The 19,399-nt window shown below is 73.8% G+C and carries 19 protein-coding genes; 11 read left to right on the forward strand and 8 right to left on the reverse strand.

Annotated features, from left to right (window positions below):
- Nucleotides 1–105: 105 nt before the first annotated feature.
- Complete coding sequence (locus SM577_RS24775) at nt 106–693, forward strand: peroxiredoxin family protein (protein WP_302920106.1); 588 nt, start codon at nt 106–108, stop codon at nt 691–693.
- Here SM577_RS24775 and SM577_RS24780 read toward each other — a convergent pair.
- Nucleotides 646–1,101 (reverse strand): S26 family signal peptidase, encoded by a 456-nt coding sequence (locus tag SM577_RS24780; protein WP_474588087.1) that lies wholly within the window; start codon nt 1,099–1,101, stop codon nt 646–648. The two genes, SM577_RS24775 and SM577_RS24780, sit on opposite strands and share 48 nt — an antisense overlap.
- A gap of 103 nt (nt 1,102–1,204) precedes the next feature.
- On the opposite strand from SM577_RS24780, the gene SM577_RS24785 reads away from it, so the two are divergent.
- From SM577_RS24785 to SM577_RS24795, 3 genes are all read left to right on the forward strand, one after another.
- Nucleotides 1,205–1,795: a MauE/DoxX family redox-associated membrane protein gene (locus SM577_RS24785; RefSeq protein ID WP_474588088.1), complete on the forward strand. Its 591-nt coding sequence runs from the start codon at nt 1,205–1,207 to the stop codon at nt 1,793–1,795.
- 243 nt (nt 1,796–2,038) lie between these two features.
- Nucleotides 2,039–5,041 carry a 3-keto-alpha-glucoside-1,2-lyase-like domain-containing protein gene (locus tag SM577_RS24790; RefSeq protein ID WP_474588089.1) on the forward strand — a complete coding sequence of 1,001 codons (3,003 nt, stop codon included), beginning with the start codon at nt 2,039–2,041 and terminating at the stop codon, nt 5,039–5,041.
- A 138-nt stretch (nt 5,042–5,179) separates the two neighbouring features.
- Nucleotides 5,180–5,965, forward strand: a complete 786-nt coding sequence (locus SM577_RS24795; RefSeq protein ID WP_474588090.1) for an SIR2 family NAD-dependent protein deacylase — start codon at nt 5,180–5,182, stop codon at nt 5,963–5,965.
- A gap of 108 nt (nt 5,966–6,073) precedes the next feature.
- Here the strand turns inward: SM577_RS24795 and SM577_RS24800 are convergent, their stop codons facing one another.
- Both SM577_RS24800 and SM577_RS24805 read right to left on the reverse strand, forming a co-directional pair.
- Nucleotides 6,074–9,478 (reverse strand): hypothetical protein, encoded by a 3,405-nt coding sequence (locus SM577_RS24800; protein WP_474588091.1) that lies wholly within the window; start codon nt 9,476–9,478, stop codon nt 6,074–6,076.
- Nucleotides 9,475–9,630 carry a hypothetical protein gene (locus tag SM577_RS24805; RefSeq protein ID WP_302920112.1) on the reverse strand — a complete coding sequence of 52 codons (156 nt, stop codon included), beginning with the start codon at nt 9,628–9,630 and terminating at the stop codon, nt 9,475–9,477. The genes SM577_RS24800 and SM577_RS24805 overlap by 4 nt, the downstream gene beginning before the upstream one ends.
- A 388-nt stretch (nt 9,631–10,018) precedes the next feature.
- Here SM577_RS24805 and SM577_RS24810 point away from each other — a divergent pair, with 388 nt between their 5' ends.
- Entirely contained in the window at nt 10,019–10,453 is a 435-nt protein-coding gene (locus SM577_RS24810) for a DUF6463 family protein (protein WP_474588092.1), read from the forward strand.
- Between the two features lie 169 nt (nt 10,454–10,622).
- Here SM577_RS24810 and wrbA read toward each other — a convergent pair whose 3' ends face one another.
- Nucleotides 10,623–11,231: an NAD(P)H:quinone oxidoreductase gene (gene wrbA / locus SM577_RS24815; RefSeq protein WP_302920114.1), complete on the reverse strand. Its 609-nt coding sequence runs from the start codon at nt 11,229–11,231 to the stop codon at nt 10,623–10,625.
- A gap of 269 nt (nt 11,232–11,500) precedes the next feature.
- Between wrbA and sigJ the strand changes: the two genes are divergently transcribed.
- From sigJ to SM577_RS24835, 4 genes are all read left to right on the forward strand, one after another.
- Nucleotides 11,501–12,433, forward strand: coding sequence for an RNA polymerase sigma factor SigJ (gene sigJ, locus SM577_RS24820; protein WP_474588093.1), 933 nt, complete (start codon nt 11,501–11,503; stop codon nt 12,431–12,433).
- A gap of 128 nt (nt 12,434–12,561) precedes the next feature.
- A complete protein-coding gene (locus SM577_RS24825; RefSeq protein ID WP_474588094.1) occupies nt 12,562–12,966 on the forward strand; it encodes a helix-turn-helix domain-containing protein in 405 nt (134 codons plus the stop codon).
- A gap of 115 nt (nt 12,967–13,081) precedes the next feature.
- A complete protein-coding gene (locus SM577_RS24830) occupies nt 13,082–13,951 on the forward strand; it encodes a metalloregulator ArsR/SmtB family transcription factor (RefSeq protein ID WP_302920117.1) in 870 nt (289 codons plus the stop codon).
- Complete coding sequence (locus tag SM577_RS24835; RefSeq protein WP_474588095.1) at nt 13,948–14,550, forward strand: dihydrofolate reductase family protein; 603 nt, start codon at nt 13,948–13,950, stop codon at nt 14,548–14,550. The genes SM577_RS24830 and SM577_RS24835 overlap by 4 nt, the downstream gene beginning before the upstream one ends.
- 96 nt (nt 14,551–14,646) lie before the next feature.
- Here the strand turns inward: SM577_RS24835 and SM577_RS24840 are convergent, their stop codons facing one another.
- Together SM577_RS24840 and SM577_RS24845 are read right to left on the reverse strand one after the other, a co-directional pair.
- Nucleotides 14,647–15,102 (reverse strand): pyridoxamine 5'-phosphate oxidase family protein, encoded by a 456-nt coding sequence (locus SM577_RS24840; RefSeq protein WP_474588096.1) that lies wholly within the window; start codon nt 15,100–15,102, stop codon nt 14,647–14,649.
- 77 nt (nt 15,103–15,179) lie between these two features.
- The gene (locus SM577_RS24845; RefSeq protein WP_474588097.1) at nt 15,180–16,100 is read right to left on the reverse strand and encodes a ketopantoate reductase family protein; all 921 of its coding nucleotides are present in this window, start codon (nt 16,098–16,100) and stop codon (nt 15,180–15,182) included.
- 86 nt (nt 16,101–16,186) lie between these two features.
- Between SM577_RS24845 and SM577_RS24850 the strand changes: the two genes are divergently transcribed.
- Nucleotides 16,187–16,753, forward strand: coding sequence for a CGNR zinc finger domain-containing protein (locus tag SM577_RS24850; protein WP_474588098.1), 567 nt, complete (start codon nt 16,187–16,189; stop codon nt 16,751–16,753).
- Here SM577_RS24850 and SM577_RS24855 read toward each other — a convergent pair.
- A complete protein-coding gene (locus SM577_RS24855; RefSeq protein ID WP_474588099.1) occupies nt 16,661–17,674 on the reverse strand; it encodes a LysR family transcriptional regulator in 1,014 nt (337 codons plus the stop codon). The genes SM577_RS24850 and SM577_RS24855 overlap by 93 nt on opposite strands.
- Before the next feature lie 85 nt (nt 17,675–17,759).
- Here SM577_RS24855 and SM577_RS24860 point away from each other — a divergent pair, with 85 nt between their 5' ends.
- Nucleotides 17,760–19,085 carry an aspartate aminotransferase family protein gene (locus tag SM577_RS24860; RefSeq protein ID WP_474588100.1) on the forward strand — a complete coding sequence of 442 codons (1,326 nt, stop codon included), beginning with the start codon at nt 17,760–17,762 and terminating at the stop codon, nt 19,083–19,085.
- Between the two features lie 63 nt (nt 19,086–19,148).
- Here SM577_RS24860 and SM577_RS24865 read toward each other — a convergent pair whose 3' ends face one another.
- Nucleotides 19,149–19,376, reverse strand: a complete 228-nt coding sequence (locus SM577_RS24865) for a hypothetical protein (protein ID WP_302920124.1) — start codon at nt 19,374–19,376, stop codon at nt 19,149–19,151.
- Nucleotides 19,377–19,399: the final 23 nt, after the last annotated feature.

A 19,399-nucleotide genomic window follows, 5' to 3' on the forward strand; every position in this document is an offset into this window, starting at 1 on the left:
GGGGGGGGGGGCGCCCCCGGGCCCCCCCCCCCCCCGCCCCCGGCGGGGGCGGGCCCGCCCCCCCCCCCCGACGCGCTGGTCCCCATCCCCCTCAGGAGCGAACCCATGCCCATCGTCGTCGCCGCCCTCGTCGTCCTCGCCGTCCTCGCGCTGCTGAACCTGCTGCTCACCTTCGGCGTCATCCGCAAACTGCGCGAGCACACCCAGGAGCTGGCCCGCGCCCGCCCACCGGTGACCCTCTCGGTCGGCGCGCAGGTGCCGGACTTCACCGCCCCGACCACCGGCGGGGACGTGGTGTCCGTCGCCTCGCTGCGCGCCGCCGGCGGCCTGGTGGCCTTCCTCGCCCCCGATTGTTCCGGCTGCCAGGAGCAGCTTCCCTCGGTGCGGTCGACGCTCGCCGAAGCGCTCGCCACCCCGATGGCCGTGCTCGTCGTCCTCACCCGGCTGAGCCCGGCGCCGGAGCGCGACGACCGCGAGCGCGCCGAACTCGTGGCGGCGTTGGGTTTGCGGGGCACCCGGGTGGCCGTCGTCCACGAGCCGCTCGACGGGGCGCTCCAGTCGGCCTTCCAGGTCGCCGCGTTCCCCGCCTTCTACCTGGTCGACACCGACGGCCGGGTGGCCGGGGTGAGCAACAACGCCAGCCAGCTACCCGACCTGTCCGCGGGGCGCGACGTCGTGCCCGCCGCGCGATGACCCCAGCGCGGCCCGCAGCCGTCGAATGACCACCCCCCGCACCAGCTCCGCCGGGAGCGCGCCGAAGGCCCGCGAGTCGAGACTGTGCCGCGGCGCGTCACCGAGGACGTAGACCTGCCCTGCCGGCAGCGCCGCCACCCGCTTGACCATCAGCTGGGTGGCGGCGTCGACGTCACCCGCCTTGATCCTGATGCCGGGCGGTGGCAGGCAGACGACGACGGCACCGACCCGCAGCCGCCGCCGGAATCCCCGCCGGAGCACGAGGAGCTGGTCGCCCTCCCGGTAGGTCGGGGTCATGCTGTCGCCGTTGACCCCGACCACCTGGAGCAGGGCGCGCGCCGCCAGCAGCACGGCGACCGCGAGCACCACGAACGATCCGGCGGTGATCAGCAGAATGGATCGATCCACCGCACCACGGTAGCGGAGCGGCCGCGGGGGAAGCGGCCGCCGGCGGGTGCCGCCTGCTGCCGCCGACGCCGCCCACGAGCCACCGGAGAGGAAGCGGGAGCGCATGTCGTACCTGTTGGTGTTCAGCTGGTGCCTGCTCGCGCCGGTCTTCCTGGCGTCGGCCGCCAGCAAGCTCCGCGGGCGGCGCGCGTTCCGGGCGTTCGCCGACTCGCTGCGGGCCATGGACCTGCTGCCGGCGCCGGTGGTGGTCCCGGTCGCGGCGGCGGTGGCGGCGGCCGAGGCGATGGTGCCCCTGCTGCTGGTGCCGCTGCCCGACGCCGCGCTGACCACTGCCGGGTTCACCGTGGCGACGGCGCTGTCGGCGGCGTTCACGGTGGTCGTCGCGGTGGTCCTCCACCGTGGCGGGCAGGTGTCCTGCCGGTGCTTCGGTGAAGCCGCGGCGGCCCCGTTCGGCCGGCGCCATCTCGCCCGCAACCTGGTGCTCACCGTGGCGGCCGGGGTCGGCGCGTACGCCTCGCTCGGCGATCCCGGGGTGACGGTCCGGACCCTGGTGCTGGCCGGACCGCTGGGCGTGGTGGGCGCGCTCGTCGTGGTCCGCCTCGACGATCTCGCCGCCCTGTTCCGGCCGGTCACCCCGGCGGGTGACGCGGGCCGGCGGAGTACCGCCCTCCGGGGCGGCCGGCCGGGTCGCTGACCACACCCCCACGACCGATCCGGGGTCCCCGCTCCCCCGACCCGCGCCGCAGTGCCGACCGCAACCGCCAATTCAGGACCATTGCGGACGGACTTTCACTCAGAGATTTAAAAGTTTCCTTTGATCGATGGAAAGTGATAGCGTCAGCGATCGATCTTTCGCTCCGCTGGATCGCACCACCGGTCATGGGGAGAAAGTGGCACGGCTCCTTCCCTGCCGGAACCCCTTCCCTCAGGAGGAACCATGACCGCACCGAACCGGCGGCGACGCCGCCGTCGACCCGTGCTGGCAGCCGCGGGTGCCGCCCTGGCGACCCTGCTCGCCGCACTCCCCACCCCGGCCACGGCCGCACCCGCCGCCGCGGACGTCCCGCCGCAGGAGCCCGGCGTCACCCTGCGCTCGTACGACATGGGCATCCCGCTGTCGGCGCTGTGCACCCTCAAGTCCGCGCAGACCCCGAACGTCGACAAGCTCATGCCGCAGATCAACTGGACCACCACCGACGAGTTCGGCCTCTCCGACCGCTTCATCAGCCACGTCACCGCCAACCTCGCCGTACCCGCCGACGGCGTCTACACCTTCCGGCTGACCAGCGACGACGGATCCCGCCTGACGATCGGCGACCACCTCGTCGTGGACCACGACGGCCTGCACGGCGAGAGCTCGAAGGAGGGGTCGGTCACCCTCAGCGCCGGCCTGCACCCGTTGTTCGTCGAGTTCTTCGAGAACGGCGGCGGCCAGGTGCTGCGGCTGGAATGGCGGGCACCCGGCGCCGACGGCTTCCAGCTGGTGCCGACCACCGCGCTGAGCACCGACGCCGGCGTCGTCCGGGTCACCGCGCCCGGCTGGAAGTACTGCGAGGGTGCCACCGACTCGGCCGGCGACGGCCTGCCGCTCGACCGGGTGCACCCGGGCTACACCCTCACCGACCTGCGCCCCGACGGCTTCCAGCCACAGGTCACCGGGATGGCCTTCCGGCCCGACGGCGACCTGGTCGTCTCCACCTGGGGCGGCACCGACAACGCCACCGGCGAGATCTACGTGGTCGAGGGCGCCACCGGGACGACCGGGCCCGAGGAGGTGACCTACCGCAGGTTCGCCCAGGGTCTGCGGGAACCCCAGGGGGTGGCGGTGGTCGACGGCACCGTCTACGTCAGCCAGAAGCACGAGCTGACCGCCCTGCGCGACACCGACGGCGACGGCGAGGCGGACGACCACCGGACCGTGGCCACCTGGCCGTGGGGCCGCAACTTCCACGAGTTCGCGTTCGGCCTGCTCTACCGGGACGGGTACTTCCACCTCAATCTCTCCGTCGCCATCAACTACGGTGGCGCCACCACGGTGCCCCAGCCCGCGCCCAACCGCGGCACCGCGATCAAGGTGAACGCCCGGACCGGCGAGATCACCTACGTCGCCGGTGGGCTGCGCACGCCCAACGGCATCGGATGGGGGCCGGGCGGCGAGGTCCTCGTCACCGACAACCAGGGCGGCTGGCTGCCCGCGTCGAAGCTGGTCCAGATCCGGCCGGGCGCCTTCTACAACCACTACACGACGCCCGCCGGCCCGTTCGACGACGAGCCGGTGACGCGCCCCATCGTCTGGCTCCCGCAGAACGAGATCGGTAACTCGCCGTCCACGCCGGTGCTGCTCGAGCAGGGGCCGTACGCGGGCCAACTGGTCGTCGGCGACGTCACCTACGGGGGCCTGCAACGCGTCTTCCTGGAGCGGGTCGAGGGCCAGTACCAGGGCGCGGTGTTCCGGCACACGCAGGGCCTGGAGGCCGGCGTCAACGAGGTGACGCTCGGCCCGGACGGCGCGCTCTACGTGGGCGGCCTCGGCGCCGGCGGCAACTGGGGCCAGGAGGGCAAGCTCAGCTACGGCCTGCAGAAGCTCACCCCCAACGGCACCTCGGTCTTCGAGGTCAAGCGGATGCGGGCGTCGCACGTCGGGTTCGAGCTGGAGTACACCGAGCCGCTGTCGGCCGAGACGGCGCGGCAGCTCGCCGACGCGTACCAGGTGACGCAGTGGCGCTACGGCGCGACCAGCCAGTACGGCGGTCCGAAGCTCGACCTGGAGACGCTCGACGTGGCCAAGGCCGAGCTGTCGGCGGACGGTCGCACCGTGAAGCTCCGGATCCCGGGCCTGAAGGAGAACCGCGTGGTGCACGTGCGCTCGCCGCGCCCGTTCTCGTCCGCCGACGGGGAGGAGCTGTGGAACACTGAGGCCTGGTACACGCTCAACGAGATCCCGGGCCGCGTGGTGCAGCCGCAGACGTTCTTCGAGGCCGAGGAAGGCCGCACGGTCGGAGTCGGTATGGACACCGACCACGCCGGCTATTCCGGCGCCGGCTTCGCCGCCGGTTTCGCCCAGGACGGTTCCTCGACCCGCATCTCCGTCGACGTGCGCGAGAGCGGCACGTACGACCTGGCGATGCGGTACAGCAACGGACCGAACCCGTACTCCGGCGAGAAGCAGCTGAGTCTGTACGTCAACGGGAAACGGGTCGAGCAGACGGTCTTCCCCTCCACGGTGACCTGGAAGGAGTGGGCCACCGTCACCACCACGGTGCCCCTGGCGAAGGGGCGCAACCTGGTCGAGTACCGCAAGGAGGCCGCCGACTCCGGGCACGTGAACCTCGACGTGCTCGCCGTCCGCCCGCACGGGCAGCGCATCACGCTGTTCGACGGCGGCGACCTCACCGAGTGGCAGCACAGCGACGGCCGCGAACCCGAGTGGACGCTCGCCGGCGGCGCCATGACCGTGCGCGGCGGCGACCTGCGTACCGTGCAGGCATTCGGCGACTTCCGCCTGCACGTGGAGTTCAACCTGCCGCTGTACCCGCCGGACGTGACCGGCCAGGCCCGCGCCAACAGCGGCGTGTACCTGCAGGACCGCTACGAGATCCAGGTGCTGGACTCGTTCGGCGTCGACCCGCCGAAGACCAACGACGCGGCGGCCATCTACACCCAGAAGGCCCCCGACGTGAACGCGGCGCTGCCGCCGCAGACCTGGCAGACGTACGACATCGTCTACCAGCAGGCCCGCTACGACGCGGCCGGCAACAAGGTGGAGAACCCGCGCGTCACCGTGGTGTGGAACGGCGTCACGGTGCACGACGACGTCGAGATCCTCGGTCCGACCGGCGGCAGCCGCCCCGAAGGCCCGGCGACGGGCGCCATCCGGCTGCAGGACCACGGCAACCCGGTCCAGTACCGCAACATCTGGATCGAGCCGCTCGACGGGTAGGACGCGGACGGCCGGGACCGGTTCGCCGGCCCGGCCGTCCCCCGGTCGCCGTGCGCTGCCGCCGGCCGCCGTGCGCTGCCGGCCGGTCGCCGCGGGCTGCCGGCCGGCCGCCGTGCGCTGCTGGCAGGATCTCCGCGTATGGACGAGGTTCTGCCGCGCCGCGCAGCCCAGCTCCTCCGGGACGCCCGCCGGGTCGTGGTCTTCACCGGTGCCGGGATCTCGGCCGAGAGCGGCGTGCCCACCTTCCGTGACGATCTCACCGGGCTGTGGGCGCGGTTCGATGCCCGCAGGCTCGCCACCGCGACGGCGTTCCACGCCGATCCGGACCTGGTCTGGGGCTGGTACGAATGGCGCCGCACCCGGGTGCGGCAGGCCGAACCCAACCCGGGGCATCGGGCCATCGCCACCATCGAGGCCCGGATCCCCGGCACCACCGTCGTCACCCAGAACGTCGACGACCTGCACGAACGGGCCGGCAGCCGGGCCGCGATCCACCTGCACGGCAGCCTCTTCGCGCCCCGCTGCGTGGCGGCCGCCGGACACCCCTTCCGGAGCACCCCGGACGGCGGGCCCGCGCCGTCGCCCGACGGCGGCCGGATCCCGCCGCCGCGGTGCGCGTCCTGCGGGGCGCTCGTCCGCCCGGGCGTGGTGTGGTTCGGCGAGGCACTGCCGGAGGCGGCGTTGACCGCCGCGGTCGAGGCCGCTGCCGCGTGCGACGTGCTGCTGGCGGTCGGCACCTCCGGGCTGGTGTATCCGGCCGCCGAGATCCCCCGGATCGCGGCCGGCTCGGGCGCGGCCGTGGTCCAGGTCAACCCGGAGCCGACCCCGCTCGACCGGGTCTGCGCGGTCAACCTGCGCGGCGCCGCGGCGGAGGTCCTCCCGTCCCTGGTCGGGGCCGCCTGGGAGGTGGCCCGGGACGGCTGACGGCGGCGGGCACCCGGCTGGGGACCGCGGCCACCGGCAGCGGCACCCGTCGCGTCCGCCGCACGGGGCCAGCGGGTGCAGCCGGCGTCCGGTCGTCGTTCCTGCGGCTCAGCCGGCCGCGTCGCTGCCGGCGGGGAGTCGACCGCGTACCTCGGCCGCCCGGCTCTCCGCGGCGTCCGCCTGCTCCTCGCGGCCCAGTCCGCGCAGGATCCCGGCGAGCGTGCCCAGCGCGTTGACGAGGTTCGGTTCGTGCCCGCCCGGTTCGCGCCGCGCCAGCCGCTCGACGATCTCGACGGCTCGTCGGGCCGGTTCCAGAGCCTCCGCCGGGCGCGACCGCCAGCGGTTGACCGCCAGGAGATGCAGCGTCGCGGCGAGAGCCGGCTCGTGCGCGGCGGCGTCGACGCGCGCGAGCCGCTCGTATAGGTCGACCGCCTCCTCCGCCGCGACCACCGCCTCCGAGTGCTGCCCGACCCGCTCCAACCTCCGGACGTGGCGTTGCAACGCCAGCGCGAGGTGCTCGTGGTGCTCGGGAGATCCGTCGCGCGCCAGGTGGCGGCGGACCGCGACCGCCTCCCTGCCGGCGGCCAGGGACTCCCACGGCCGGTCCAGGATCCACAGCGCTTCGGCCAGCATCTTCAGCGTGGCGGCGAGGCCATGGGCGTCGCGCGGGTCGCCGCCGGCCCGCTGCCGGTACGCCGCCGCTATCCGGTGCAGCGTGGCGACGGTCTCGTCCTGGGCCACCCGCTCGTAGCCGGCGTTGTCGGGCCACTCGTCCGGCGCCACACCCGCCCCGTTGGTGGCCACCGCCAGCAGCGCTCCGGCCAGACCGTACTCCAACCCGGCGGCGGTGCCCTCCCGCCGGAGTTCCTCAGCGATCTCGCCGATCGCGTCCAGCGCCTCGTCCCACCGCCCCAGCATCACCAGGACGGCGCCGTTGGCGGACAGCACGCCGATGACGTCGTATCGGAGGGCGTCGTCCGCGGCCTTGAGGAAATCGATGAGGTCGCGCTGCCCGGCCAGGACGAGGTCCCATCGCTCCAACTGCCGCAGCATGTAGTCGAGCACCAGAGAGGCGTGGAACAACGCCAGCCGGTGAGCGGTGGGGTTGGCGCGCGCCTGGCGGCGGAGCAGGTGCATGACCCCCTCCAGGCCGGCCCCCGCGTCGTCCTCGGATCCCTGCACCCACAGCAGGCCGAGCGTCAGGGAGACCGTCTCGGCCCAGGCATCGCTGCCGTCCGGGTCGTCCCCCCGCTGAGTCGGGGCGACTCGGACCGCCTCGTCGAGGACGGCGAGGGCCGGCTCGGCCCGGCTCAGCCGCAACAGCACTCCAGCCTGGACCACCAGGCTGAAGTGCAGCGCGAACCGGTACGCCTCCTGCCGTTCGGGATCCGCGGGCTGGTCGCCCACCAGCCGGCGGGCGCCCTCGACCGCCTCGGCGGCGAGCGTCGCCGCCTGCTCCGGCTCCGAGGTCGCCAGGTTGCCCGCGAGGTTCGCCAGCATGAGCGGCACGGCGTCCGCGTACTCGTCCGGGTCGTCACGTGCCAGCCGGCTGACGATCTCGACGCACTCGCGGGCGACGGCCCGTGATTCCTCGACCGCACCGAGATGCGGCCCGAAGACGCCGACCGCCGAGAGCGCCGCGGCGAGGTGCTTCTCGTGCTCGGCGGGATTGTCCCGGGCCAACCGCCGGAGGATCTCGACCGCCTCGCGGAGCGCCGCCAGCGCCTCCTCCCGGCGGGCCGGGCCGGGCCGGAGCGCGTCACCGCCGACCGACAGGCGCCGGAAGGCGCCCGGCTCGGGTACGAGATTCAGACTGACCAGCACCTGGGCGAGGTTCAGCGCCGCCCAGGCCAGCTTGGGCTCGAAGGAGCGCGGATCGGTCGCGGCCACCGAGCGGTACAGCCGTACGGCCTCCCGGAGCGCTTCGGCCGCCGCCTCCTCCCGGTTGGCCCGGTCCAGCCAGCGACCCAGGACGTCGTGCAGCTCGGCGCGCTCGGCGGGGTCGGTGACCGTCGGCAGACGGTGCCGCGCGAGACGGTCCGCGAGGTCGGCCGCGGCGACGGTCAGGTCGCCGGCCGCGTCGTGCGGATCGTCCGGCAGGAGCCGCTCCAGCCCTTCCAGGGTGGCGATCAAATGAGGCCAGCGCTCGCTGGCGGCGGTGAGGAACGTGATCGCGCGGGCGGCGTACGGCGGCAGGTGGCCATCGCCGGCCGGTGGGGCGAGCAGCACCTCGGGGACGTCCTGGGTCCAGGCGTCCGGCTCGTGGCCGGGCGTGTCGTGCCCGGGCAGGCACAGGGCCAGGAAGTCCTCGGCGAGCCGGTCGGGATAGAGGGGCTCCAGGACGGTCCGGGGGTCGACCGGCGGGTAGCAGAACGTGTGGTCGGTGAGCACCTGGTCGGCGTCGCCGCCGACGCCGACCCGGTCCAGCGCCGCCCTGGCGTCCCGGTAGCCCAGCGGACCGGTGAGGTTGGCGGTGAACACGGTCCGACGCATCCGGGTCGGGGTGGTGCTGAACGTCGAACGCCCACCCGTCAACGGGTCACCGCTGCCGTGCAGGGCGTGCCAGTGCAGGTACTCGCGTTCCAGCAGGTAGGCGGTCAGGGCGGTGATGCCCTCACGCGGCGCCGCCGGCCGGTAGGCGTGGCGGGCGTGGCGGTCGACGGCGACCAGCGCCGCCATGTGCACGGCGAGGGTGAGGCCGAACTCGTCCCGGTCCAGCCAGTCGGGTACGCCGATCGCCGCCGCGTCCGGCAGCCCGTAGCGGCGGGCGAAGCAGTCCCGGGCGGCGACGAACATCGTGCCGCGGGCGTCGCGGGCGCTCGGCAGCGCGCCCAACGCCTGGCTGGTGCAGTCCTCGGACGGCCAGCCGCCCTGGACGAGGGCGTGGCGCAGGGCGGGCCAGACGTGTTCGTTGCGCGCGAGGAGCAGCACCCGCACCGGCACCTGCTGGTGGAACACCGTGTTGCTGAAGAGCCACGTCAGGTGGGCCAGCGGCCAACGGTCGGCGTAGTCGACCACCACCAGCAACCCTCGGGCGGCCCCGACGCGCAGGTCGTGGCTGGTCGGCTCGCCGGCGTCGACCACCCGGGCCGGCGCGTGTTCGGCGACGATCACCTTCCACCCGTCGCGGGCGGCCAGCCCGGCGAGGTGGCTGGCCAGGCGGGTCTTGCCCTGGCCGCCCGGGGCGTGCAACCAGCGCACGGCTCGGGCGGCGGCGCGGTCGCGCCAGGCGGTCAGGTCGCCGACCTCACCGTGCCGGCCGGTGAAGTCCACGACCGCGTGGCGGGCGTTGAGCAGGTGGCTCGGCTGGGCCGGCAGCCCGTGCCCGTCCACCGCCAGGGTCAGGCCCGCCCGCCCACCGGCTTCGCCGAGCAGGTACACCGGTCTGCCGTCGCCGAAGACGTGCAGGTCCCCGCCGATCACCCCGTAGCCGAAGCCGTTCTCGACGAACACCTGCTGCTGCGCGCTCGATATCCGCCCCAGTTGGCCGACGGTGCCGTCCACGGCGGTCACCGCGGGTCGTGGGGGCTGTCGTCCGCCGGGCCCGGCCGCGGTGCGGGGTGTTGTCGGCCGGCCGCGGCGGAGGGGGACTCGTGGTAGACGAGGTTGCCCCCGACCAGGGCCGCCCCGGCGTTGGCCGCCAGTGCCGTCAGGGCCTCGGTCAACAATGGTCGCTCCTTCCGACGCTGTCGCTCATCCCGGTCGGGTTCCCGCCGGCGTCCGGCCGGGGGCAAGCCCGGTCCGGCCTACGGTCCGCGCGAGGGCTCCCAGCGGGGAGATCAGCCGACGACCCGTAGCGATGTCCACGAATGGGGAGCTAAACGGTAGACGCGTCGGTCAACCGGAACGTGAGCCTGGTGGGCCCCGCGCCCCGTGCCCGGCGTGGACGCTCGCCCCGCCCGCCGTCGGGTGCCTGACGTCGCGGCCGGCGGGCGCGGCCCGGGTGCCGAGCCGCGCCCACCCTGCGCCGGGGTCGCCTGTTCCCTCCCGCGAGGGAGGCGGGCCGCTCTCCCGGGGGAGGCCGGACCGCGGGCAGGAGACCAGGCTGGGTGCATGATCAAGCAACGGTTGACGGTCGCCGCCGGATGGACGTTGGCGGGCATCGGCGTCCTGCACGCCGCGGTCTTCCTGCCCCACCCCTACTGGGAGCAGTGGCTCACCGGCGGGCTGCGCTCGGGCGAGGGCGGTGACGCGTCGCTGTCCGTGTTCTGGGCGCTGCCCGGGAGCGTCGTCCCCCTGGTCCTGCTCGGTCTGCTGCTGGCGCGACTGGGACGGCGGGGCGAGCGCGCACCCGCCCACGTCGGCTGGGCGCTGGGCGGCTGGGCCGCCGGGTGCGCGCTGCTCATCGGTCCGAGCGGTTTCCTGCTGGGCTTCGTCCCGGCCGGACTGCTCATCGCCGAAGACCTGTTGGCACGCCGCCGGGGCGGCGGGCGGGAGGTGGCGGAGCCGGCGATCGGGCGGGAGGAACCGGCGCGGCAACGGGGCTGAACGCCGCCGGTACTCCGGTCGCCGACCGGGGCCGGCGAGGGTCGCGGGCGGGGCCCGTGGCACCGGCGGCCCGGCGCAGGCGGCGGTGGTGGGCGCGCCGCCGGCGCCGGACAGGTCGCACCGGCGGGCGCCCGCGTACCCGGGTCTGCCCCGCTTCGTTCCGGGGGACTCAGCCGGTGCGGCCGGCCTTGAGTGCGGCCGCGGTGTCGACGGCGCGGCGGGCCTGGTGGCGGGCCGCCTCCAGGGCCACCTCACCGGGCGGGCCGTCGCCGGCCACGTGGGAGGTGCCGTAGGGATTGCCGGACCGGAACTGGATGGGGTCGGTGTAGCCGGGCGGCACGATGATGCCGCCCCAGTGGTAGAAGACGTTCCCCAACGCCAGCAGGGTCGACTCCTGTCCGCCGTGCGCCGTGTTCGAGGCGGTGAAGGCCGAGTACACCTTGTCGGCGAGGCCGCCCCGCATCCACAGCGGACCGGCGGTGTCGATGAACGCCTTCAGCTGGCTGGCCAGGTTGCCGAAGCGGGTGGGGGTGCCGAACAGCACCACGTCGGCCCAGGCCAGGTCGTCGAGACCGGCCTCCGCGACGTCGGCGGTGTCCTGGCGGTGCCGAACCCACTCCGGCCTGGCGTTGATCGCCTCCGGCGGGGCCAGTTCGGCGACCTTGCGCAGCCGTACCCGGGCACCGGCCTTCTCCGCGCCCTCGGCGGCGGCGCGGGCCAGGGCGTGCACGGTGCCGGTGGCGCTGTAGTAGATGACGGCGACGTTCACGGGTTCCATGATCGGTTTCTCCAGGTCAGACGGGGCTGGTCGGCGGCCGTGCCGGGTTGGCCGGCGACGGACCGGGGCGGCTCGACGCCACCGGAACGGCCGGGTCCGCGATGTGCCGGTGAGGCGAGGTGCGTGAGAGGTTCTCTCCGGGACGGCGTCGGGTTCACCGGTACGACGACCGAGCCCCGCGGAATGTCAGGCGCGGCCCCACCTGACACTTCGGTGGGCTGTCTCGTCGTACCGGTGAGGGCAGCGCGACCGAGGGAGCCGGCAGCACCATGACCACCCCATCCGGGCCGGGACAGGGCGGGTCCGATCCGGGCCTGACCGCGATCATGCGCGAGCGGCGGCACCTGATCAGCCTCGCGTACCGGCTCCTCGGGTCGCTGGCCGAAGCCGAGGACGCGGTGCAGGAGACGTACGCCCGCTGGTACGCCCTGTCCCCCCGGCAGCGGGAGGCCATCGGGTCCCCGGGCGCCTGGCTGACGAGGGTCGCCGGCCGGGTCTGCCTCGACGTGCTCGGCTCGGCGCGCGCCCGGCGGGAGCAGTACGTGGGTCAGTGGCTTCCGGAACCGCTGCCCGACCACCCGCAGTGGATCGACCGGCCCGGTGACGCCGGGGTCGACCCGGCCGACCGGGTCACCCTCGACGAGTCGATCAACATGGCCTTCCTCGTCGTGCTCGAGTCGATGACCCCGGCCGAGCGCGTCGCGTTCATCCTGCACGACGTCTTCCGCTACTCCTTCGCGGAAGTGGCCGAGATCGTCGGCCGTACGCCGGCGGCGTGCCGCCAGCTGGCCTCGTCGGCCCGCCGGCGCGTCCGCGCGTCGCGGGCCCCTACGACTCCGCCAGCCCGGCAGGCCGAGATCGTCCGCGCCTTCAAGCGGGCCTGGGAGGCCAAGGACATCGCGGGCCTCATCGACCTGCTGGCCCCGGACGCCACCGCTACCGGGGACGGCGGCGGACTCGTCCGGGCCGAACCCCGCCCGGTGGAAGGAGCCGAGCAGATCGCCCGCTTCTTCGTCGACCGGGCCGCTCCCCCGCCCCGCATGGCGATCGTGGAACGCACCGTCAACGGCCAGCCCGGCCTCGTGGCCCGGGTGGACGGCACGACCGTGACGGTCTACGCGTTCCGGGTCGCCGGCGACCGGATCACGCACATCTGGGCGGTACTCAATCCCGACAAGCTCCGCCCCTGGACGGCCGGCTGAGGGCCCGCCCGACCGGGGTACGCGGCGGCGCGGCTCGTCGACCTCGCGATGGCCACACGACCGGGATTGTTGGTCGGGCCAACGTCCTGTATCGTTGGCCGCACCAACAAATTACCCGGGAGGTCACCATGCACACCCCCTTCGGCCCGCAACTGATCGGACAGACCGAGAAGAACCTCAACGCCATCCTCAACGCCATCCTCGGCGACCGGCTCACCGAACCGCAGTGGGTGACCCTCCGACTCGCGCACCTGCTGGAGCAGCAGATCACCAGTGGCGACGAGCTGGCCCGGGAGGTCGCCGACCGAGCGCGCTTCCGCGACGCCGACGAACTCGTGCGGGGCCTCACCGCCGCCGGGTGGCTCGACCACGGACGGCTGACCGACAACGGCAGGAGGCTCGTCTCGGAGATCCAGGCCCAGACCACCGAGCGTGCCGCCCCGATCTGGGCGGACCTGCCCCCGGACGACGTGGCCGCGGCGACCCGGGTGCTCAACGAGGTGCTGAGGCGGGCCCGAGAGGTGCTCGCCTGAGCCCTCCGCTCCGCACGCGTGGCGGCGGCGCCCGGTCGAGCCGCCGGCTCCGCCGGAGCAGGCCACCCCAATTATTCCTTGACAGGAATATTCCTTACAAGGAATAGTCACTGTCGTGGAAGCACTCCTCACCGCGTTGGCCGACCCGGCCCGCTGGCGGCTCGTGACCCTGCTGGCCGAGCGGCCCCGCCCGGTCGGCGTCCTCGCCCAGCTCGCCGGGGCACGTCAGCCGCAGACGACCAAGCACCTGCAGACCCTCGAGCGGGCCGGGGTCGTCACCTCGCAGCGCACCGGTCAGCGCCGCATCTACGCGCTCCGGCCCGGTGCGCTGCGAGATGTGGCGGCTGCGCTCGGCCGGCTCGCCGACAGCGCGGACCGGGCGGGCGGCCCGCTCGCGACCTACGACCGCTACGGCATGAGCCTGGCGGCGGAGCGGCTCGCCGCGAAGGAGTCGGGCTGGGCCGACGGCCGTTCGTTCCGGTTCCTCCGGTCACTGCCGGCGTCCCCCGGGCGGGTCTGGCGCCACCTGACCGAGGCCGGCCTGCTGGCTCGCTGGTGGACGCCCGAGGACCTGCGCGTCTCCGAGCTCGTCTTCGACGCCCGGCCCGGTGGACGGATCGTCCACGAGTACCGCGACGTCGAGGACGTCGCCGGCGCCGACCTGGTCGCCGGGCGGGCGGAGGGGGTCGTCGACGACGTACGCCCCGGTGAGCGCCTCACCTACCGGCTCTCCCCCCTGCTTCCCGGCGGCGGCGTCGCCTTCACCGCCCACGTCGACCTCCGCCTCCAGCCCACCGACACCGGCACCGACCTCGACGTCCACTGGCGAATCACGGACAGCACCGTCGACTCGGCCGACTTCATCGCCGGTATCGAGATCGGCTTCGGCCAGAGCCTCGACAAGCTCGCGGCGGCACTCGCCGCGGACCCGCACGACGCCGACGCCGTCGACGGCATCGGCACCGACCCAAGGAGCACGAAGTGACAGAGCAGACCGTCGGCCGCCGGGTCGTCACCAACATCGCCCTCTCCCTCGACGGCCACTACGCCGGGCCGCGGGACCCTCAGGACATGAGCTGGGTGATGCCGTACGCCCACACCGACGTCGCCCGCGACCACCTGACCAGCCTCTGGGAGTCGGCGACGACCGCCCTGCTCGGACGGGTCAACGCCGAGGGCTTCCTCGGTTTCTGGCCCACCGTCATCGGCATGGCCGGTGCGGACCCGCGCGACGAGGGCTTCGCGAAGTGGCTCGTCGACACCGACAAGGTGGTCCTCTCCGCCACCCTTGGCGCGGCGCCGTGGGAGCGGACGACGGTCGTCGACAAGCCGACCGCCGAGGCGGTCGCCGACCTCAAGGCAACCGAAGGTGGGGACATCCTCGTGCTGTCCAGCGCGAGCGTCATCAAGGCGCTGCTGGCGGCCGACATGGTCGACCGGCTGGCGATGACGGTCTTCCCGGTCTTCCTCGGCGGCGGGCCGCGCCTCTTCGACGACGGCCTACCCGCCGGGCGGTGGACGCTCGCCAGCCAGGCCGCGGGCGAGCACGGCACCCTGGCCCTGGTCTACGACCGGGTCCGCTGAGCGGGCCGACCAGCGCCCTCGCCGGCACGGGCGCGCCGTCCCCGGTCGCGCCGGCACCACCCGCCCCGATCGGGGGTGGTGCCGGCGCGACGGTGGTCAGCCGAGCCAGCGGCCGTCGCGCATGAGGACGCGCCCGGCCAGCTCGTTCGCCTCCCGCCAGGCCTGGATGCGCCGCGGCCGGATCCGGAAGTACTGGTAGGGCTCGTCGAGCTGGCGCGGGTCGAAGCCGGTCCGGGTGGCGAAGGCGTCGCCCGTCTCCGGGCCGAGGTCGGCGATGTCCACCGGCTCGGCGGTGCCGTCGACGATGACGACGTCGCGCGTCGGCCCGAGGCTGAGCCGCACCCGGGAGTCGGCCAGCAGGTTGCGGCCCGTGATCGACGCCCGTGGCGTGGAGATGAGGAAGGTGGCTCCGTCCCAGAGGTACGACAGTGGGATGAGGTGGACGCCGCCCGAGGAGCTCGCTGTCGCGACCCAGAGATCGACCTCGCCCGCCAGTTTGGCGCGGGTATCCCGCAGTCTCTCCTCGAGCCCGCGCGGCGGCGCGTCCGTCATGCTTCCTCCAGTTCCGTCGTGAAGAGCCCGCGAGGCCGTCGATCCGTCTTCCGGGCCGGCCGATCGCGACAGTGACCCTAGTCGCGGAGGCGCTGCTCGTGCAGGCGCAGGGCCACCGTCGTGGCGTCCAGCAGCGGCGTGGGCACGCCGAGCGCGCGGGCCCGCGCCGTGAGGTCGCCGAAGATCTGCTCGGCCTCGGTGGGCTGCCCGCCGACCAGGTCCCGGTAGAGCGAGGCGGTGTCGGGCGAGCCGGGCCGGGTGACGAAGGCCCGGACGCTGTCGAGGGCCTGCTTCGGCAGCGGATGGCCGGCCGCCGCGGCGACGGCCGCCGCCTCGGCCGCGATCTGCGGGCCGAGCCGGTCGCCTTCGGCAACCGCCACGGCATCGCCCACCGAGCCGCGTACCAGGGTGTTGAGGGCGCCGAGGGTGCTGATGAAGACCCACTTGTGCCACATGGCGCGGTGGATGTCCGGCGAGACGGCACAGTCGAAGCCCGCGCCGGAGAGCACCTCGGCGACCTGCTCGACGCGCTGCGACGGGCCACCCCGCTGGGCGCCGACGACGATCTCGGCCAGGGTGCCCAGCCGGACGATGTCCCCCTCGGCGTCGAGTGTGGTGAGCACCCGGACCACGCCGCCGAGCACCGCGTCCACGCCGAACCGCTCGTTCAACGCGTCCAGGTGGGCCATGCCGTTCAGGAACGGGACCACCGTGGTACGCGGGCCGACCGCGGCGGCGACGTCGTCGATCGCCGCCGGCAGCGCGGTGGCCTTCACCGAGACGAGAACCAGGTCGTAGTGCCCGTCGATCTCGGCGGCGGTGAGCAGCCGGGGCGTGAGCACGGTCTGCTCCCCCAGGCCGGTGATCCGCAGCCCGCGCTCGCGGAGCACGCCGGCCCGCCCGGGCCGGACGAGGAAGGTGACGTTCCGGCCGGCCTGCTGGAGTTGGGCGCCGAAATAGCCTCCGGTCGCGCCCGCCCCGACGACGAGGATCCTCATGCGTCGAGACGTTACTGATCGAGCAGGTAACGCAACAGCGCCGGTGGAGTGATCTGGGTTACCGGTTCAGCCGGTATCATCAAGCGGTGTCTCACAACGCGGCGGCCTTCCCGTTCGTCGGCGGGCGGGTCTCGGTGGACTTCACCGCGACCTACGGCCTGCGCTGGCGCGACCCCGGCGTCGAACGCATCCCCGCTCCGGCCGATCTGGCGCGGTGGTTCACCGAGTCGGGTCTGACCGACACCACCGTGCCGGTCTCCACCCCGACCCTGCGCGGTGCCCGGGAACTGCGCGAGGCCCTCTACCGGCTGATGCGAGGCCGGGTGTTCGGGGAACCGCCGGATCGCCGAGCCGTGGATGTGGTGAACCGCTGGGCGGCCAAGGCGCCACCGGCGATAAGGCTCACGGCCGACGGCGCGGCGACGCGTCTGGTGGAACCCACCGCCGGCGCGCTGTTGGCGCTCGTGGCGCGCGACGGCGTCGACCTGCTCGGCGGCTCCCACGCCGGCCGGCTGCGCGAATGCTCCAGCGACACGTGCACGCTGCTCTACCTGGACACCTCACGGGCGGGCAGCCGTCGGTGGTGCGCCATGGCGGTCTGCGGCAGCCGCGACAAGATGACCCGCTACCGCCGGCGCGCCGCCGGGCGCTGACGCCGGCGTCCTCCCGGCGGCCGGCACGGCCGTGCTCCTGGCCAGCTCGCGCAGCTCGTCCAGGACGATCTGACCCGCCGCGGTGAGCGTCGACCGGCTGCGCACGGCCGCGTAGACGTGGCGGGTCAACGGCCGGCGCAGCGGCCGGGTGGCGACGTGGTAGCGGCGGTCCACGGCCAGCTCGGGCAGGAGCGACACGGACAGGCCCGCCTCGACGTGCGCCAGCAGCAGTTCGTAGCTGGCGAAGCGGCCCGCCACGACCGGTTCGAAGCCGGCCTTGCGGCAGGTGCTCGTCACCAGGCTCGACAGGTACGTACCGGGCATGTCGGTGGACCAGGCGGCCTCGGCGAAGTCGGCCACCTCCGCCGGGGCGTCCCAGGCCTGCGACCGGGGCACCACGAGCACGATGGCGTCGGTGAGCAGAGGGATGGTCCGCACGTCCGGGTGCAGCGGCATGGATCCGTCGATGAAGTCCGCGGTCACGACGATGTCGTGGTCGCCCCGGCGCAGCGCCGGATGGCTGGCCTGCGGATCGAGTTCGGTGACGTCCAGGTCGATCCGCGGGTACGCCTGCCGCAGCCGCGCGGCGAGGGGGATGACCATGGTGCGGACGGCGCTGGAGAAGGCCGCGAGGCGTACCGGTCCGGCGGGTTGCCCGGTGCTGCCCGCCAGGTCGGCCTCGGCGGCCTTGAGCTGGTCGAGGATGACGCGGGCGTGCCGGGCGAGCGTGCGCCCGGCGGTGGTCAGCTGGACGCGGCGGCCGGAGCGCCGCAGGAGTTCGGCGCGGGTCTCCTTCTCCAGGACCGCCAGCTGCGCCGACACCGCCGACGGACTCAGGTGCAGGGCCGCCGCGACGGCCCGCACGGTGCCGAGGCTGTCCAGCAGGCTGAGCATCTCCAGGCGTGCCGTGTTCAGCCGCATCCGATCCCCCTGTGCGAGATTTCCGCACAGCGTAGCCAGAAACTTCAGCTATTCGCGCACAACGCCCGGCCCTATCGTGAGGCCCATGACGCTGACCGCTGACCGGACCGCCGCCGCGAACTTCTGGTCCGACGTCGACCGGCACCTGGTGCGATACGGCGCCCCGTTCACGCCCGAGATCATCGAGCGGGCGGCCGGGAGCTTCGTCTACACCGCCGACGGCCGGCAGATCCTGGACTTCACCTCGGGTCAGATGAGCGCCATCCTCGGCCACAGTCATCCCGCCATCGTGGAGACGGTGCGGCGGCAGATCGCGAGCCTGGACCACCTGTTCAGCGGGATGCTGTCCCGCCCGGTCGTCGACCTCGCGCGCCGGCTCGCCGAGTCCCTTCCCGAGCCACTGGAGAAGGCGCTGCTGCTGACGACCGGCGCCGAGTCGAACGAGGCGGCCATCCGGATGGCCAAGCTCGTGACGGGCAAGCACGAGATCGTCGCCTTCGCCCGATCCTGGCACGGCATGACGCACGCCGCGGCCGCCGCGACGTACAGCGCCGGCCACCAGGGGTACGGGCCCACCCCGCCGGGGAACTTCGCGATCCCCGCGCCCAACCCCTACCGCCCCGACTTCACCACCCCCGGCGGCGAGTTCGACTGGCAGCGCCAGCTCGACTACGGCTTCGCCCTCGTCGACGCCCAGTCGTCGGGGAGCCTCGCGGCGTGCATCGTCGAGCCGATCCTCAGCTCCGGCGGCGTCATCGAGCCGCCACCGGGCTACTTCGCCGCGCTGGCCCGCCGGTGCCGCGAGCGCGGCATGCTGCTGATCGTCGACGAGGCGCAGACCGGGCTGTGCCGCACCGGCACCTGGTACGCCTTCCAGCGCGACGGGATCGTGCCCGACATCGTCACGCTCTCCAAGACGCTGGGTGCCGGTCTACCACTGGCCGCCGTGGTCACCACCGAGGAGATAGAACGAAGGGCACACGAGCGGGGCTACCTCTTCTACACCACCCACGTGTCGGACCCCCTGGTCGCCGCCGTCGGCAACACCGTGCTCGACGTGCTGGAGCGGGAGCGGATGGAGGTCCGGGCCCGGGAACTCGGCGACTTCCTCCGCGCCGGCCTGCTCGAGATCCGGGACCGGCACCACGTCGTGGGCGACGTCCGCGGGCGCGGGCTGATGCAGGGGGTCGAACTCGTCGACGACCGGGAGTCGCGGCAGGGCTCGGACGCGCTCGGCGCCCGGGTCACCCGCCGCTGCCTCGAACTCGGGCTGCACATGAACGTGGTGCAACTGCCCGGCATGGGCGGCACCTTCCGGATCGCGCCGCCGCTCACCGCCACCTGCGAGGAACTGGCCCTCGGCCTGGAGATCCTGGACCAGGCGATCGGCGAGGCGACACCGGCCACCTGACCCGATCGTCCGCGGCAACTCCGGTCGGTCGCGGCCCGCCGGGTGCCAACCCGATCGCGCCGCTCAGGGAGTCGTTTCCGGGTAGACCTCCACGTCGTAGATCAGCCGAACGGGGTGGCCGTTGGTGAGGCCGACGAAGACCGGCTCACCGGCCGGGGTGCGACCGCGCCGCCAGACCTCGTCCCGAGCGGCGTCCCGCGACTCGCGATGGATCCTGCCGGCCTGATGCAGCGCCAGGACCCGCCGAGCGGTCGCCCGGTCGGTGTCCAGCTGGATGCGCATCAGAGCCATCGGGACCACCCTCCTCGCCGCGG

It is taken from the genome of Micromonospora desertarenae, from assembly GCF_056150265.1.

Coding starts and splice junctions, on each gene's coding strand:
- SM577_RS24810 (WP_474588092.1), top strand. CDS start 10,019: ATGATCAAGCAACGGTTGACGGTCGCCGCCGGATGGACGTTGGCGGGC.
- SM577_RS24845 (WP_474588097.1), bottom strand. CDS start 16,100: ATGAGGATCCTCGTCGTCGGGGCGGGCGCGACCGGAGGCTATTTCGGC.
- sigJ (WP_474588093.1), top strand. CDS start 11,501: ATGACCACCCCATCCGGGCCGGGACAGGGCGGGTCCGATCCGGGCCTG.
- SM577_RS24860 (WP_474588100.1), top strand. CDS start 17,760: ATGACGCTGACCGCTGACCGGACCGCCGCCGCGAACTTCTGGTCCGAC.
- SM577_RS24785 (WP_474588088.1), top strand. CDS start 1,205: ATGTCGTACCTGTTGGTGTTCAGCTGGTGCCTGCTCGCGCCGGTCTTC.
- SM577_RS24795 (WP_474588090.1), top strand. CDS start 5,180: ATGGACGAGGTTCTGCCGCGCCGCGCAGCCCAGCTCCTCCGGGACGCC.
- SM577_RS24825 (WP_474588094.1), top strand. CDS start 12,562: ATGCACACCCCCTTCGGCCCGCAACTGATCGGACAGACCGAGAAGAAC.
- SM577_RS24790 (WP_474588089.1), top strand. CDS start 2,039: ATGACCGCACCGAACCGGCGGCGACGCCGCCGTCGACCCGTGCTGGCA.
- SM577_RS24855 (WP_474588099.1), bottom strand. CDS start 17,674: ATGCGGCTGAACACGGCACGCCTGGAGATGCTCAGCCTGCTGGACAGC.
- SM577_RS24775 (WP_302920106.1), top strand. CDS start 106: ATGCCCATCGTCGTCGCCGCCCTCGTCGTCCTCGCCGTCCTCGCGCTG.
- wrbA (WP_302920114.1), bottom strand. CDS start 11,231: ATGGAACCCGTGAACGTCGCCGTCATCTACTACAGCGCCACCGGCACC.
- SM577_RS24840 (WP_474588096.1), bottom strand. CDS start 15,102: ATGACGGACGCGCCGCCGCGCGGGCTCGAGGAGAGACTGCGGGATACC.
- SM577_RS24865 (WP_302920124.1), bottom strand. CDS start 19,376: ATGGCTCTGATGCGCATCCAGCTGGACACCGACCGGGCGACCGCTCGG.